15 protein-coding genes and 1 riboswitch are annotated in these 16,095 nt (G+C 57.3%); of the genes, 13 read left to right on the top strand and 2 right to left on the bottom strand.

Annotated features, from left to right (window positions below; translation table 11 throughout):
* Positions 1 to 43: 43 nt before the first annotated feature.
* From AC0YNU_RS14770 to AC0YNU_RS14810, 9 genes are all read left to right on the top strand, one after another.
* Positions 44 to 886 (top strand): alpha/beta fold hydrolase, encoded by an 843-nt coding sequence (locus AC0YNU_RS14770; RefSeq protein WP_475757728.1) that lies wholly within the window; start codon positions 44 to 46, stop codon positions 884 to 886.
* A 97-nt stretch (positions 887 to 983) separates the two neighbouring features.
* Positions 984 to 1,637, top strand: a complete 654-nt coding sequence (locus AC0YNU_RS14775) for a DUF6483 family protein (protein WP_475757730.1) — start codon at positions 984 to 986, stop codon at positions 1,635 to 1,637.
* Positions 1,638 to 1,682: 45 nt separating this feature from the next.
* The gene (locus AC0YNU_RS14780; RefSeq protein WP_475757732.1) at positions 1,683 to 2,894 is read left to right on the top strand and encodes a class I SAM-dependent methyltransferase; all 1,212 of its coding nucleotides are present in this window, start codon (positions 1,683 to 1,685) and stop codon (positions 2,892 to 2,894) included.
* 123 nt (positions 2,895 to 3,017) lie between these two features.
* A complete protein-coding gene (locus tag AC0YNU_RS14785; RefSeq protein WP_475757734.1) occupies positions 3,018 to 4,682 on the top strand; it encodes a histidine kinase N-terminal 7TM domain-containing diguanylate cyclase in 1,665 nt (554 codons plus the stop codon).
* Positions 4,683 to 4,777: 95 nt separating this feature from the next.
* A complete protein-coding gene (locus tag AC0YNU_RS14790; RefSeq protein ID WP_475757736.1) occupies positions 4,778 to 5,392 on the top strand; it encodes a GGDEF domain-containing protein in 615 nt (204 codons plus the stop codon).
* A 34-nt stretch (positions 5,393 to 5,426) separates the two neighbouring features.
* Positions 5,427 to 6,509: an HD-GYP domain-containing protein gene (locus AC0YNU_RS14795; protein ID WP_475757739.1), complete on the top strand. Its 1,083-nt coding sequence runs from the start codon at positions 5,427 to 5,429 to the stop codon at positions 6,507 to 6,509.
* Between the two features lie 36 nt (positions 6,510 to 6,545).
* Positions 6,546 to 6,638, top strand: a riboswitch (cyclic di-GMP riboswitch).
* An 87-nt stretch (positions 6,639 to 6,725) separates the two neighbouring features.
* A complete protein-coding gene (locus AC0YNU_RS14800) occupies positions 6,726 to 7,439 on the top strand; it encodes a PilZ domain-containing protein (RefSeq protein ID WP_475757741.1) in 714 nt (237 codons plus the stop codon).
* Positions 7,440 to 7,692: 253 nt separating this feature from the next.
* Positions 7,693 to 9,891: an O-antigen ligase family protein gene (locus tag AC0YNU_RS14805; protein WP_475757744.1), complete on the top strand. Its 2,199-nt coding sequence runs from the start codon at positions 7,693 to 7,695 to the stop codon at positions 9,889 to 9,891.
* 266 nt (positions 9,892 to 10,157) lie between these two features.
* Positions 10,158 to 10,514 (top strand): hypothetical protein, encoded by a 357-nt coding sequence (locus AC0YNU_RS14810; RefSeq protein ID WP_475757746.1) that lies wholly within the window; start codon positions 10,158 to 10,160, stop codon positions 10,512 to 10,514.
* Between the two features lie 160 nt (positions 10,515 to 10,674).
* On the opposite strand, the gene AC0YNU_RS14815 is transcribed toward AC0YNU_RS14810, so the two are convergent.
* Positions 10,675 to 10,992, bottom strand: a complete 318-nt coding sequence (locus AC0YNU_RS14815) for a dehydrogenase (RefSeq protein WP_475757748.1) — start codon at positions 10,990 to 10,992, stop codon at positions 10,675 to 10,677.
* Between the two features lie 157 nt (positions 10,993 to 11,149).
* A complete protein-coding gene (locus AC0YNU_RS14820; RefSeq protein WP_475757749.1) occupies positions 11,150 to 11,596 on the bottom strand; it encodes a cupredoxin domain-containing protein in 447 nt (148 codons plus the stop codon).
* 180 nt (positions 11,597 to 11,776) lie between these two features.
* Between AC0YNU_RS14820 and uptA the strand changes: the two genes are divergently transcribed.
* From uptA to AC0YNU_RS14840, 4 genes are all read left to right on the top strand, one after another.
* Complete coding sequence (gene uptA / locus AC0YNU_RS14825; protein ID WP_475757751.1) at positions 11,777 to 12,385, top strand: undecaprenyl phosphate transporter UptA; 609 nt, start codon at positions 11,777 to 11,779, stop codon at positions 12,383 to 12,385.
* A 108-nt stretch (positions 12,386 to 12,493) separates the two neighbouring features.
* Positions 12,494 to 13,060, top strand: a complete 567-nt coding sequence (locus AC0YNU_RS14830; protein ID WP_475757753.1) for a thioredoxin family protein — start codon at positions 12,494 to 12,496, stop codon at positions 13,058 to 13,060.
* A 4-nt stretch (positions 13,061 to 13,064) separates the two neighbouring features.
* A complete protein-coding gene (locus AC0YNU_RS14835; protein ID WP_475757755.1) occupies positions 13,065 to 13,697 on the top strand; it encodes an MBL fold metallo-hydrolase in 633 nt (210 codons plus the stop codon).
* A gap of 66 nt (positions 13,698 to 13,763) precedes the next feature.
* On the top strand, positions 13,764 to 16,004 hold the full coding sequence (locus AC0YNU_RS14840; protein ID WP_475757990.1) for a Tex family protein: 2,241 nt from the start codon (positions 13,764 to 13,766) through the stop codon (positions 16,002 to 16,004).
* Positions 16,005 to 16,095: the final 91 nt, after the last annotated feature.

A 16,095-nucleotide genomic window follows, 5' to 3' on the forward strand; every position in this document is an offset into this window, starting at 1 on the left:
TGCTTCGAAGCAGGCATTCGAGATACGAGAGGATGGGAATTTCATGACAACGGATCAACGTTCCATCGCTAACCATACGTTTAAGCTGCCGGACGGTCAAACGATTGCTTATTACGACTCGGGGGCCGGCAATGCAGAAGGGGCAGGCAACGTCATCGTACTGCTGCATGGCTTCTGTGGAAGCTCTTCGTATTGGAATAAAGTACTGCCGCAGCTGGAAGCCGCTGGACGGGTAATCGTTCCTGACCTCCGCGGACATGGCCGCAGCTCCGCGCCGCAGGTACCCGTTTACGAGATGGAGGCGTTCGCTTCGGATCTCGCGCAGCTGCTGGAGCACTTAAACGTCGGGAAGATTCGCTTGTTCGGCCATTCGCTTGGCGGATATGCATCGCTTGCTTTCGCCGAGAAGCATCCTGATCAGCTGGCTTCGTTCAGCCTCGTGCATTCTACGGCTAAGCCGGACAGCGAAGAGGCGAAGGGGAACCGGGACAAGGCGGCAGCGACGCTGCGGGCGGACGGAATCGCCTCGTTCGTGGAAGGCTTGGTTCCAAAGCTGTTCGCGCCCGCTCACCGGGAATCGATGGTCGAAGACGTGCAGCGCATGATCGACGTCGGCTATGGAACGGATGCGGAAGGAGCGGCTGCGACTGCGCTCGGCATGAAGGCCCGGCCCGACCGCACGAGCGTGCTCGATGGATTGACCGTGCCGCGCCTGCTGGTGGCGGGCTCGGAAGACGGCGTAATCCCGCCGGCAAACACGTTCACGACGGACGGTCCGCACGTTACGCAGGCGCTGCTGGAAGGCTCCGGACATATGAGCATGGTGGAAGCGCCGCAGCAGCTGGCAGCGGAAATCGTTGCTTTTTTGAACGAAACGGCAAAATAAATCGTCGGATAGTGAACATTTTGCTGCAATAAACAGTCTATAGACGTGGACGGTCGGCGGCGTAAGCGGAACGGGATGGACTTAAGGAGGGACGTCGGTGGTGTTTCAACGGGATTTTTTCATGCGCATGATCGAACAGATGGGGGAAGCTGCGGGCGTCATCATGGGGTTGCGCCAACAGCGCAAGCACGAAGAGGCGCTCCTGGTCATCGATGATTTATTGGACCGGCAATTCCGGATGAACGGCAAACTGATTCGCCAGCTGTCGGATGCCGACCTCGTGCGGATGATGACGACGAACGGAATGGTCGAAACGGCGAATTTGAGCGGCGTCGCGCTATTAATGAAGGAAGAAGCGTCGATCCTGAACGAGCTTGGCCGGACGGAGCAGAGCTATCCTATCCAGTTGAAGGCCTTTCACCTGTTCATGCGGCTTGCGCTGCTGGACGCGCCGGCAATGCTGCGGACGCCGTCGGAAGAAGCGGCCGACCTGGCGGAGCAGCTGGACGGCTATGAGCTGCCCCGCGCGACGAAGCTGCTGATGTGGGAATGGCATGAGGGCGACAAGCGGTATGACGATGCCGAGAACATCCTTCATGAGCTGCTCGAGGACGGAATGATTCCGCGCGAAGAAGCGGAGGAATTTTACCGCAGGCTGCTGCTTCTGCCGGACGAGTCGCTGGAGGCGGGGGGATTGCCCCGCGATGAAGTCGTCGAGGGGCTGGAACGAATCAAGCAAGATCGGGAATGAATGAACGGCGATTACTCAAGCGGTTTAGGAGCTGAAGGACAGAAGATGGACAGCAGTAAGGAACAATGGCAGCTAGACATGGAGCAGTGGGTGTCGGAAGGACGGCTGAAGGGAGCGACATTCAGTCAGCTTCGCCGCAAAGACGGCGATATCCCGGCCAAGACGGTCATCCGGCCTGTCGAGCTCAAAGGCGCGCTCCACTATCAATTTCAATACTATTGCGATAATAAAGTCACGCACGAGAACGTTCCGCAGGAGCTGGCAGCGGATCGCATGACGGACTGGCTCGCTTCGAATTACCGTCAAGCGCTGATCCGTACCGACGATGCCGACGTTCAGGTGCTCTTCTCCAAGAAAGGCAAAGCCGCCGTGCTCAGCAAGCCTTCGGCGCCGACGGCCGCAGGCAAGAACGAGACGCTCGCCCATAACAGGCAGAAGCAGCGGGTCGTGCGGGAGGGAGAAGCGGCGCCATTCCTCGTGGAGCTCGGCATCATGACGAAGGACGGCCAGGTGGCCGCGAAGAAACAGGACAAGTTTCGCCAAATCAACCGGTTTCTCGAGATGGTCGCCGACGTGCTGCCCCATTTGCCGGCTGACCGTGAAATTACGATCGTCGATTTCGGCTGCGGCAAATCGTACTTGACCTTCGCACTCTATCATCTGCTCGCCGTGCAGCAGGGCAGGCGCATCTCCGTCGTCGGCCTGGACTTGAAGGCGGATGTGATCGCCTTCTGCTCGGAGCTCGCGAAGAAGCTCGGCTATGACAATCTTCGCTTTCAGGTCGGAGATATCGCGGATTACAAGGATCAGTCCCAAGTCGATATGGTCGTAACGCTTCATGCCTGCGATACCGCGACGGATGCTGCATTGGTCAAGGCGATCGAATGGGGAGCATCGGTCATTCTATCCGTGCCGTGCTGCCAGCATGAGCTCTTCAAACAGATCGCGAACGAGACGATGAAGCCCTTGCTGTCGCATGGCCTGCTGAAGGAGCGTTTCTCCGCGCTCGCGACGGACGCTATCCGCGCGCAGCTGCTGGAAGTACTCGGGTATCGCACGCAGCTGCTGGAATTCATCGATCCCGAGCATACGCCGAAGAACATGCTCATCCGCGCCGTCAGAACGGCGGGAAGCGGCAGCGATGCCGCACGCAAATGGCGGGAATACGAGGCGTTCCGGGATATGCTCCAGGTGTCGCCGTATTTGGAGCGGGCACTTGAACAACGGCTTAAGCAAGCCGCTATGGATGTTAAATAAGTTAACAACAATTGTTGTCGAATATCTGAACAGTGTGATAGAATGGAAGAGCATATGACAGATTGTCCCAGGTCTTTTTTCATAGACAACTATATAGTGATTTGGGTGGAGAACATGGGACTTATGACGGGTATAGATTTAAGCTTGCTGGCAAGCTTGTTCGCCATCTTCATCTATGTATTCATTAAGAACGTTATCTCTGCGCAATATAAAGTCTATCTGCTCTTCCACTTCTTCATGATGATTTGGCCGGTCGGCCAAATCGGCGTCCACACGACAGATCAACCACACCTTCAGATTGCCTATATAACCCTATCTTTCGTCGGTTTATCGATGCTCGGTTTCGGCTGGGTGCTATTTGCCAAATATCTCGTGAGCGGCTCTTATTATAAGCCGAACCTCAGCACCGTACTATTGGTTCTCGCGCCGTCACTTCTGTTGTCGGCCGCCATGATTTGGAATCCATGGCATACGTTCGTTGCTCCGGTTCATGACAGCTACGAGGAACGCGTATACGGTCCTGTTTTTTGGTGCATGGTGGTGCTGCTGCATGCTTACTTTGTCTATTCGGTCCTTCTCCTGTGGCGCAAGGCTCGCCTGCTGACAGATCGAGCAGACAAGGCGCGCATACTGAGTACGCTTATTGGCATCGTCATTATGGTTGCGCTTCCGCTTTTGGATATGTTCGTCAATGTCATCTTGGATCCTTGGCTGCCGGTCATTCCGGGCATTACGTCGTTCGGTATCCTGTTGTCGGACATCTGCTTTTTGATCTCGCTTCAGAAGCATCGTTCTTTCGATCTTGTCAAGATCGCCCAGCAGGATGTCGTGGATACGCTGTCAGTCGGCATCGTCGTTCTGGACGAGAACGACCTCGTGATCGAGGTGAACCGCAACGTATACCCCAAGCTCGGAATCGTCCTTTGGAAACCGTTTAATTTGGCGGCGATTCTAAGTTCCCATGCGCTGCAGGCCGAGGCGGGAGAAGCATTCTTGCTTGAGTTCCGCGACCATGCTTCCAAGCGCCTGCATACGGAGCTGGCCATCGAATTGCCGAATGAACCGAAGCATTATCTGTCTCTCCATACGGCACCGATTCTAGTAGGCGGCAGCTTGAAGGGCAGAGTCATCACGCTACAGGATATTACAGAGCTGAAATCGCATGTTTTGAAGTCTCAGGAGCAGAACAATTCGCTGCAAGAACGGAACCGGGCGTTGATCTATATGCAGGACGAGCTGTTTCAGGCTAACCGCAAGCTCGAACAGATGGCGGTTACCGACAGCTTGACCGGCTGCTTTAACCGCAGGTTTCTGATGCAGCAGCTTGAGCACGAGGTGCTGACGAATTTACGATACAGGATTCCGTTTGCGATTCTTTTGTTCGATATCGATTTGTTCAAGCACGTGAACGATAACTATGGCCATCTGGTCGGGGACGAGGTCATCAAGCGTACGGCAGAAGCGGTGCGGGGCTCTTTGCGCCGTACCGACATCCTGGCCAGATACGGCGGCGAAGAGTTTACCGTTTACTTGCCGCATACGACCAAGGAGCAAGCCGAGATGCTGGCGCAGCGCATTCGCGAAGTGGTGGAATCCAACGAGATTCCGGCAGGCCGCGGACGAGCGCCGATATCCGTGACGATCAGCATGGGCATGCATGTCGTGGAGGAACAGACCGACATTCAGATTACCGACGTCAAGTCCTATCTCAGGGACTTGTTCACCAAAATCGATACGGCGCTGTACCGGGCCAAACATAATGGGCGGAACCGGGTCGTTAATCATTGATTGGAGAGGGGATCAGCGAATTGTCAAAGAACGGACGAATACTTGCAACTGCCGCAGCATTGGGAATGACATCGGCAGCAGCAGGTCTATGCTATATGGCATCCAGTCAAGGACATTTGCTGCTTCCCGTCCAGCTTGGGCTCGCCGCCTTAGGGGCAGCGGCTTTCCCGGCGGCTTGGCTGGCCGGCCGCAGCTACGATCGATTGCGGATCGAGGCGACGACCGACTGTCTCACGGGCGCCTACAATCGCAGGTTCATCGAAGCGACGTTCAAGAAGCTGCTTCGGAAGGCGGGCCGAAGACGCAAGCGAATGACGGTAATCATGCTGGACGTCAACGATTTCAAAGAAGTAAACGACCGCTTCGGCCATCATCAAGGCGATACGGCGCTTGCCTTGATCGCGGACACGCTGAAGTCCTGCTCCGAACGCGGCGAGTTCGTTGGCAGATGGGGCGGCGACGAGTTCATCTTGATCTGTCCTTATGCCGACGACAAAGGAATTGAACGCATCACCAAACGAATTCACGAACAGCTGCTTGGCATTTCCAGACGGATCGGGCTTCGATTATCGGTGTCGATCGGTTATGCGGTTTTTCCCGATCAAGGAAAAGACCTAAGCCAATTGACCTATACGGCCGATAAAAACATGTATGCGGACAAATATATGTGCAAGATGCAAGATTCCGAACCGGCAGCGCTGCAGGCATGAATCATGAGCACGCGACAAAGGCGGGAGAACAACCATGAGAAAAACTAACATCCACTCCGTTGCTCCGGGAGAAAAGCTTGCCCGCCCTATATTACAGGATAATGGAAACGTATTGCTCGGTGCGGGCGTTGAGCTTAATCAACGATTTATCGACAGATTGATGGGGCTTGGCATTGATGTGCTGTTCATCGACGATCCGCTGACGGAAGGCTTGGAGCCGACTTCCGCCATCCAGGACGACACGAGGAAGCGGGCGTCGGACGCCATCTACAAAACGATGAGCACCCTTCGGGATCAGCCGGTCATGAAAGGCCGGACGATCGCGCCGGAGCTCGGAAGAACCTTTCGCAAGGTATTCGGAGACATTCTGGAGGATCTCGTCGGCCGAGAAGAATTAATGGTCAACTTGACGAACATTCATGTCGCCGACAGCTATTTGTTCCATCATTCGCTCAACGTGGCTATTCTAGCAGGTATTATGGGACTCGCCAAAGGGTATAATCGAAATCAACTGGAAGAACTCGGAATGGGCGCCCTGCTGTTCGACGTCGGGATGACCCGAATTCCGAAGGAGCTGCTTAAGAAGCCGGGCGCGTACACGAAGGACGAACGAGCGCAGATGGAGAGGCACACGGAAGAAGGCTTTAATATCATCCGGGCGCAGCACGATATTTCGCTCCTATCGGCCCATTGCGCGCTGCAGCATCACGAACGCTATAACGGCTCCGGTTATCCGCGGCGGCTGCAGCGAGATGAGATCCATGAATACGCGCAGATCGTCGGCATTGCCGACGTATACGATGCGCTGACCTCCACGAGGCCGCATCGAAAGCGATTCACGCCCTCGGAAGCGATCGAGTTTCTGTTTGCGGCGGGCAATACGTATTTTGATTTAGAAATGATCAAAATTTTTTGCAGGCATATCTCGATTTATCCCGTATCGACAACGGTACTGCTGAATTCCGGGCAGATCGGCGTCGTAGCGCTCAACAATCCGCTTGCCGTTCATCGGCCGATCGTGCGAATTATCCGGGAACGAGACGGAACGCCGCCTTCGGCAGCCTATCAAATCGACCTGAAAGACGAGCAGAGCCTCATGATTGTCAAAGAAGTGTAAGTCGTCCAATCCGACCGTCATCCACAACTTCATAGACATCGATACTGGCAAACTTGCCGAAAGGCAAGGACGCAAAGCCAAAGGGTCTAAGGTCCGTTACGACGGATAACTGACAGCCTGGCTGCCGAAATGTGCCCCGGCTTCGGCCTGGGTTCGAGAAGCGGCTCCAGTGATTGGGAAGCGCTTTTTTTCATTTTATGAAGGAGGAATCGGAGAATGGCAGGAGGAACCAAGACTAGGGCCCATGAGTTGTACGGCGGCGATAAGGCGAAATTCTCGATTAAATCCCTGCTTCACAGTCGCACGGTCGTCGAGAAGGACGGTTATGTATCAACAGGTATCTTAACGCATGCCGAAGGCGACATGATGGAAATCGAGCTGACGGAATTCAAACAGTTCGAGCTCGGCGATCCCGTCAACTTGACCCTCTACACGCCGGTGGGCATTCATCGCTTGCGCTCGTCGGTCATTGCGAAGGCTAGCGGCGCACTGGCTGTGCTGTTCCCGGAACGCTCGCTCGTCGGACTTGAGGAAAGGCGCGAATCTCCGCGGGTGGACGCTGCGGTGCGCGGAACCCTGAAGCATAAGCAGTCGCGCGAGGTCACGGTGCGGGACGAGCTGCTTACGTTCGAAGCGGAAGAGGATTTCGAGCTGGTAACGCGCAATATTAGCAACTCCGGTGTCGCTTTTCAATTGGCGTTCGGGCCGCGGCTTAGCATCGGTCAGGTCATTGATGTCTCGCTTGAGCTGGAATCGGCATTCGATTGCCAGATGGAAATCATCCGCCGGGACGAGAATACGCAGCGGGAAACGTTTGGAGCTAGGTTCCTGGAGCTTAACGAACAGCAGCGCCGCGCGTTGCGTGCCTTTCTGATCCGCGAGCAGGTAGGCGCTTATTTTCGGCACAAACAGCTGAAAGCGAAACGATAGAAAAACCTGAATGAAGCTGTGACCAACGGTAAGGGAACCATAATGAAGTCTAGATGAAATCATGATGAAAACATAATGAAACCATTATGAAACCAACCAATGAAATCATAATGATATCAAGGAAGACGCCCGACCGGGGAGCCGGCGGCGTCTTCCTTTTTTGAACCTCGGGGCGAAAGAAGCGCACCCGCGCGAGTCTGCGCCGGAGCGCGTAAGAACGAGAATGTCGGGTTGACCAAGGGAAGGTTGCGAGATGCGGAAGAATGGTTTGCTGGGCGTTGGCTCGTTCATGACGGCATTGGCACTCATGGGAGCAGCATATCAGTACGGCATGTTTTTTGACGAGTCCTTCTATGTATGGGAGTGGTCGATTAGCCTCGGTGCTCTGCTGGCTGTCGGCTGTATGTTCGTATGGAGCTTGCGTCAGCAAGAGGAGAGCAGGAACAGGGAAATGCTGCATCCGGCCGTAGTCGGCTTGTTGCTGGCGGCGCTGTTATACGGGGCCGCGCTGCTGCATGATCCGGTTTCCGTGCTGGGCAGCTTGAAGCAAGCGCTGCGTTATTGCACGTATGCGGCGTTTGCGCTGCTTTTGCAGCTGTGCTTCGGTTCGCCGGAGAAACGCGCAGGGTTGTCGGCTGCGATGCAGGCATCGGGATTGACGGTCGCCGGCAGTGCCTTGGCGGGATGGATGGGGGCGTTGTCATTCCCTTCCATGATCATGATAACCGAGGATAGCAGGCTGTCTGCAGTCGGGGCGCGGCTGGCGGGCTTCGTGCAGTATCCCAACCTCCTGGCTGCGATTGCCGCTGCCTATCTCGCGTGGTCCTGGCTGCTCCTGCTGCGGGCGGGCACAAACAAGCGCTTCTTGCTCGCTTCATTCGGCGCCGTACCTTATCTGCTCGTCTGTCTGCTGACGGAATCCAGAGGAGCATGGCTGGCCTTGGCCCTTGCGTGGCTGGCGGGCTTCGCGATGATGCGCGGCAAAGAGCGCTGCGCTTGGTTGGTCTACGGCGGCTGGACGCTGTTATGCGGCAGCGCCGCTTACCGGGGCGTGGTTGATGCCGGATTGCGGGGCACGTCTGAGGGTGCTGGCGGCTTGGCAACCGCTTCGGAATGGGGGCTGCTGCTGTTGATCATCTTCGCTGCACCGCTTGGATTTCTAGGGCTGCGCGTGTTGATGGACAGAAGCGGAAGTCGATTGCTATGGCGAATGGCTTGGGCTGGCGGGAGTGCCGCTGCGATCGTGTCGGCGTTCTTGCTGCCGGAGGCGATATTCGGTCGTCTTGGAGTCGTGAGCAATGGAGCGTATTCCACGGCTAGCGCGAGGGGACTGTTCTACCGCGATGCCTTGAAGCTCGTTCAGGAAGCTCCGCTATTCGGCAGAGGCGGGGATACATGGCCGAGTCTATTTACGAGCGTGCAATCGCAGCCTTATGTCGGCAACGAAGTGCACAGCGGTGGACTGGAGCTCTTGCTGGACTTGGGCGTCGTCGGTCTATTAGCCGGTATTGCCGTCATGGTTGTTATCCTGCGGACGGTGTGGATTCGCGAACGTACGGGGCTGCTCCCGATCGGCGTGCTGCTGGCGCATGCGTGGATCGATTTCGATTTGTCCTTCGGGTATGATTGGTTGCTGCTTCTGGGATGGATTGTTTATTATTCGAGCGGGGGTGCGGAGAGCGCCAAGGTCGTAGTACAAATCCGTGAGGCGGGAATAAGAGGACACGAGACAGGGAATGCGGCAGTGGCAAGCGGCGGCGCAGCTGAGAGCATGGCAGGGAGGTCTGCTTCGGGAACTCCGAAGCAGAGCGGGCAGGATGGCGGGATGTGCCGCGGGGTTCTCCGCGGCGGCCGCTTGGCTGCGGGCGCTCGGGCCGCGTCGCTGGCCTCGGCCGCCCTATGCTTCGCCGCCGCCGCCGTGCTCGGCTGGCGGCTCGCGGCTGCCGTGCAGCACCGCGAGACGGCGGCTGCCGTCTCCGGCGCTGCGCGAACGGCCGCGCTCCGCGCGGCGCTCGAGGCGAATCCGTACTGGAGCCGGATTCGCCTCGAGCTGGCCGTACTGGCGCCGCCGCGGGAAAGGGCGGCGCTGCTCGCGGCCGGACTGCGCTGGGAGCCGCAGTCCGTGCCGCTGCTATGGGCGCTCGGCCGGGAAGCCGCCGAGCGGGAAGACGTCCGCGGCGCCGCAGGCTGGATGCGCCGCGCGCTGGACCATGACCGCTTCGACCGGGCGAAGCAGACGGAAGCGGTCATCACGATGGCCCGGCTCGCGCAGGACCTGCGAGCCGGGCATCGGCCGGAAGAAGCTCGGCTTGCGGCCGGCGTAGCCGAAGCCTTTTTCGCTTCCTATGAGGCGCTGGACCGCCAATACGACGCGAATGGCCGCCGCTTCGAAGTATCAGCGGCTGCCAAAGCCGCCGCGGAACGAAGCCGCTTGCTTGCGGCCAAGCAGTAGCCGGCCAGGAAGCGCCCGCGCGCTTGGTGCATTGCACTTGCTCTAAGATGCCTGGTCTCGAATCACTCAGCGAACTGCGCTTCGTGCTTACTGTGTTCTAAGATGCCTGGTCTCGAATCACTCAGAATACTGCTCCCTTCGTGCTCGAATGTGCCCAATCATCACCCTACATCTCCAAGAATAGGCAAAGCAATCGAGAGGATTGTCCAATCCAGTGAGCGGCTTACGGCATAAGCTGTAGGAATTCACTGGAAGGAGTGATGATAATGGCATCTGCACGAGTAAAACCCCAATTAGGCGCTCTGAGCACCGGTAGAGTCATCAAACGCGCGGTTCCGCGTAATTTAGTCAAACAAACGGGCCCGATATTCAGTCGTTTGACGGTCGTATGGGTGGCCAATAACGGCGTGCCTTTCGATACGGCAGGCTTCTTCGCCCGCCTGATCCGCAACAATCGCGTTGTGGCTACGGCGTCCTTTGACCGCTTCGGTGTCGTACGGTTCAACAACATCCGCACGTTAACGAACGTGTCGTATACGATTCAAACCTTTAATGCAAACGGCGTATTGTTCCGTTCGCGTTTCATCCCGGCCGGCGTTGAAACATTCGCCATCATCGGCTGACCTCTTGGATAACCCTCATTAACGACAACGGCAGCACGGCTCTCTCGAAGAAGAGCTGTGCTGCCGTTCTACGTTCCGCGATTCTGTCCGTCCGTATGCACGGCGATCGCGCGAAGCATCTGACCCGTTCCTTGCCGCGGCATCCGCGCAATGAAGGCAATCATCCGCCGAAAGCATCCCGGAACGACTTGCGGAGCCGATCCGGATCCACTTCCCACAAGGCGGCGATTTCGGCGCTCACATTCTCGTCCCACCAGTCGGACAGCACCTTGCGGTTGCTGGCATGCTCGTGGATCCACTGCAGATTCAGAAATACCTTTTGGACGTAGAGCTTCTCGGCCAGTTCTACTTTTTCTTTCGGGATATAGACCCCGAGCCGTTTGACGGTACGGTACAGCTCGTTCTCGCAGGCACGTTTGATCTTGCGCGCGCTGGGGAAGGAGGATGCATGCTTCTGGGTAGATGCGGTAGGCTTCATCGTTACCGACTCCTCTCTACCCTTATATATGCGCCCTGCGTGCCTCAGGTCACTGCGTGCCCTCTTATGCGATAGCGCTCACGCCTGCACCATATACATGCACATTACGCCTATGCCTCACGACCATTCTCCGGCTTCAACGTGCACGCCCCCTTCACTACAGAACGGTAATATAGCCAACCATCGGTCCGCCGTTCGCGAGCGACGTATGCGTCAGGCATTCGATAGCGAACGTTCCCCGCCGGTCCGCCGTAAAATGCACGACCGTCGTTTGGCCCTTATTCACTTCTCCCTTAATGCCCAGCTCCTGAATGATGAACGGGTGAGAGCCGCCATTCACGCCGGCGATGCGCAGCTCCACGGACTCTCCTTTATGCACGACGATGGAGGCGGGATCCCAGCGATAGACTTCAAGCTCTTTGCCATCCGAGGTCGTCGTTTTGAATTCCCCGGTCACCAGTTGAAAAACCTGCATTTCCCTCGGTGCGGTCATCGCCGCGCGCGACTGGTTCCAGCGAAGGCAGACGGCGGTAAAGACGATGAGCAGCAGCAGCAAGTAGATCAGGCGCAGCTGTTTTTTGCTGACGACGAAAATATTGGACATGCGCTTCACCTTCCTTTTAGGACAAGGATTATTACTGCCAGTCTATGCAAGGGCTTGGCTCACGATGACCAAGCCTTGAGGCGCGTTCAGGCTGGAGGCATGTCTGCAATTATGCTAGAATACCGTAAGAGAGAGAATTCCCAGGCAGTGTCTGTAATAGAGATGAATAGGAGATGAAGAATGAGCTGGTTTCATGATCTGGTCAATGCGTTACTGGAATGGATTGAAGGCCTAGGGTACTTCGGCATTATGATCGGTTTGATGATTGAGGTGATTCCGAGCGAGATCGTCCTCGGCTATGCCGGCTATCTCGTGTCCCAGCATGAAGTATCATTGGAAGGCGCGCTGCTGTTCGGCTTCATCGGCGCCGTGGCGCAGCAATGGATCCTGTACGGCATCGGACGCTTCGCGGGCAGGCCATTCTTCGAGAAATACGGGAAATATATCAAAATCAAACCGAAGCATCTCGATATCGCCGATAAATGGTTTCAGCGCTACGGCAGCGGGATCGTCTTCACGGCTCGCTTCGTGCCTGTCATGCGCCAGGTCATTTCGATACCGGCGGGAATCGCGCGCATGTCGTTCTGGCGCTTCACCGCGTTGACGGGTCTTGCATCCATTCCATGGGTCGTGCTCTTTGTTTTGCTCGGCCGTTCCTTGGGCGAGAATTGGGAAGACATCGACGATAAGGCAGCGCCGTACGTGCAACCTGCCATTCTGATCGCCATCGCGCTGCTGATTATCTATGTCGTGTACATCGTGCTTAAACGCCGCGGGAAATCGATATAGGCCGACCTTGTTTGTGCGCACCGCGACGGGTTTGATACAATTGAGACTTAGACATAACGCGAACGAATCATAGCGCCTGCAAGGGCGAAACTTAGGAGGTCCTTAACGATGGGTAAAAATGTAGCGAACAAGCTCGGCAAGGGAATCAGTCCGCAGCAATTTATCGATGCGATGACGAAGAACCAGCAAGCGTTCCAGGACTGGGGCAGCCGCTTTGAATGGACGAATGCGGAAGATCGCGAGTTCTTCGAATCTATCAACAACCGCGACGACCTTCGCTGCGTGATTATCGCCGCGGATTGGTGCGGCGACGTCGTCCGCAACGTTCCGGTCGTATTCAAGGCGCTGGAATTGACCGGCATGCCGGTTGAAGTGCTCATTATGGAACAGCATCTCGACACGATCGATGAGTTTCTGACGCTTGGCGGCCGCTCGATCCCGGTCGTGCTGATCGTCGATACGGGCGGTGCCGTGCTTGGCCAATGGGGACCTCGTCCGACGTACATACAGGAACCGATGGTGGCGTTCAAGCAGGCGAATACGGACCGCGATGCCGCGGATTACCAAGAGAACCTGACGGCAGCGCGCCAGGAAATCGGCCGCCGCTACGGCGAAGGAACAGGATACCAGCAGCTGATCGTAGACGAACTCCGCACGCTGCTGGCTTCTGTCTAAACCGATGCGCATCGAGACGTTTACGCTGGGACCGCTGCAAACGAATTGTTATCTGGTTACCGAGGACGAAGGCAAGCGCGCGTTCGTGGTCGATCCCGGTATGGGACCGAAGCGCCTTATCGAGCGAATCCGCGAGCGCGGGCTGAAGATGGAAGCGATCGTGCTGACGCACGCGCATTTCGATCATATGGGCGGCGTCGAAGAGATGCGTCAGGCTTTCGGCTGCCCGGTCTATCTGCACGACGAAGAGGCCGACTGGCTGGAGGACGCGCGCAAGAACGGCTCCGCCCGCTGGTCCGACGTGACGCCGCCGCTGACGACGGCACCTGCCGAATATGCGCTCTCGGAGGGCCAGAAGCTGGAGCTGATCGGGCATACGTTCCAGGTGATGCATACGCCGGGCCATTCGCCCGGCAGCGTCAGCCTGCTGTGCGACGGTCATCTGATCAGCGGCGACGTGCTGTTCAAGCTGTCGGTCGGCCGTACCGATCTGCCAGGCGGCAAGGAACGCGACCTGTTCGACTCCATTCGAACGAAGCTCTATAAGCTGGATCCGTCGGTTCGGGTTTATCCCGGCCATGGGCCGCAGACGACAATCGGATTTGAAATGGCTAACAACCCTTACGTGCCGGCTTAATGCCGGTACGAAGGGTTCTATTCGTTATGATGGAGGAATGACATCTTGGCTGAGACGAAGCAGCGAATGAAGGATGAAGAAATGGACGGGCCCTCGGGCAAAATCGAGTTGACGCCGGAAGAACAGGCCGCGGAGCAAGCGGTCATCGTTAAGCGGGTGTCGGCGGAGCTGAATCTGCCGCACGGCAAAGTGAAATCGGCGGTATCGCTGCTGGATGAAGGCAATACGATTCCGTTCATAGCCCGCTACCGGAAAGAAATGACCGGCGAGCTGGACGAGAACGAGCTGCGCGCGATCGAAGAGAAGCTGCAGTACATGCGCAATTTGGAGACGCGCAAACGCGAAGTGATCCGGCTCATTGACGAGCAAGGCAAGCTGACGGACGAGCTGCGCGGCGCCATTGTCGGCGCGGTGAAGCTGCAGGAGATCGAGGATTTATATCGTCCTTATCGCCAGAAACGCAAAACTCGGGCAAGCGTCGCCCGCGAGAGAGGGCTCGAGCCGCTGGCGCAGTGGCTTCTTGCTCAGCCGCGGCAAGGCGAACCCCTTCAAGAGGCAGCCAAATATATCGATGCCGCCAAAGGCGTGGATACGGCGGACGACGCGCTGCATGGCGCGATGGACATTATCGCCGAGCAGCTTGCGGACGATGCGAAGACGCGCGCTTGGGTGCGCAGATATACGTTCGACCACGGCATCATACGCACGGAAGCGAAGGACGCTGCGCAAGAAACGGTCTATGAAATGTATTACAACTATCAAGAACCGCTCAAGAAGCTTCCGCCGCACCGCACCTTGGCTATCAACCGGGCGGAGCGCGAGGATGTGCTGCGGGTTTCGCTGGATCTTGCGTCCGACAAAATCCATGATTACATGGATCGTCAATTGCTCCGCATGGGCACGGCCGCCGGCATACGCTCCGTGCTATTGGCGACGATCGAGGATGCGTACAAGCGTCTGATCGCGCCGTCTATCGAGCGCGAGGTGCGCGGCGAATTGACGGATAAGGCAGAGGAGCACGCCATATCGATCTTCTCCACGAATTTGCGCAATCTGCTGCTGCAGCCTCCGGTACGCGGTAACGTCGTGCTGGGCGTCGATCCTGCCTTCCGGACCGGCTGCAAGCTCGCGGTCATCGATGAGACCGGCAAGCTGCTGGAAGTGGCCGTGTCCTACCCGACGCCGCCGAACAACAAGGTAGCCGAAGCGGAGAAGCTCATTAACGGGCTGATCGACCGCTACCGGGTTGAACTCATCGTCATCGGCAACGGTACTGCTTCGCGGGAGACGGAGCAGTTCATCGCGAGCCTGATCGGCAAGCGCAAGACCGACAAGCTGGCTGGCGCAAGCGAGCTCAAATATATCATTGTCAATGAAGCGGGCGCGAGCGTCTATTCGGCATCCAAGCTGGCGGCCGAAGAGTTTCCGAAGCTGGACGTCGCCGAGCGCAGCGCCGTATCCATCGCCAGAAGGCTGCAGGATCCGCTGGCCGAGCTCGTGAAGATCGAGCCGAAGGCGATCGGCGTCGGCCAATATCAGCATGACGTCAGCCAGAAACGGCTCGAGGAAACGCTCGGCGGCGTCGTGGAATCGGCGGTCAACCATGTCGGCGTCGACGTCAACACGGCATCGCCGTCGCTGCTGTCCTACGTGGCGGGCATCAATGCCACGACGGCGAAGAATATCGTGAAATTCCGCGAGGAAACCGGCATCTTCAAGGACCGGAAAATGCTGCAGAAGGTTCCTCGCCTCGGCGCCAAGACGTACGAGCAGTGCATCGGCTTCATCCGCGTGCTCGAGAGCGGCAATCCGCTTGACCGGACGCCGATTCACCCGGAATCCTACGCCGTCGTGGACAAGCTGTGCGGTATTCTGGGCCTGAAGTTGGACCAGCTCGGAAGCGAAGCGTTCCGGGCAGCGCTGTTGGCAATCGAGACGGACAAAGTTGCGGCGGAGCTCGGCGTCGGCGTGCCGACGCTGCGCGACATCGTGGACAGCCTGCTCCGTCCGGGCCGCGATCCGCGCGAGGAGCTGCCCGCGCCGATTTTCCATACCGACGTACTCAGCATCGAAGACCTGACTCCGGGCATGGAGCTGCAGGGCACGGTGCGGAATGTCATCGATTTCGGCGCGTTCGTCGACATCGGCATCAAGAATGACGGGCTCGTACACATTTCGCAGCTGAGCGGCAAATTCGTCAAGCATCCGATGGACGTCGTTTCCGTCGGCGATACCGTCACGGTTTGGGTGCTTGGCGTGGATTCGAAGAAAGGCAGAGTCAGCCTGACGATGCGCAAGCCGGGCTGATCCCTCTGCTCCGGGCAGCCGTTTAGGCTTGGCAGACGTCGAAAAGGGTGTTATCTCCGAGCAGTCGCGTGGAAACGTCACTGCAAAGAGA

This window comes from Paenibacillus sp. J31P316 (assembly GCF_056269105.1).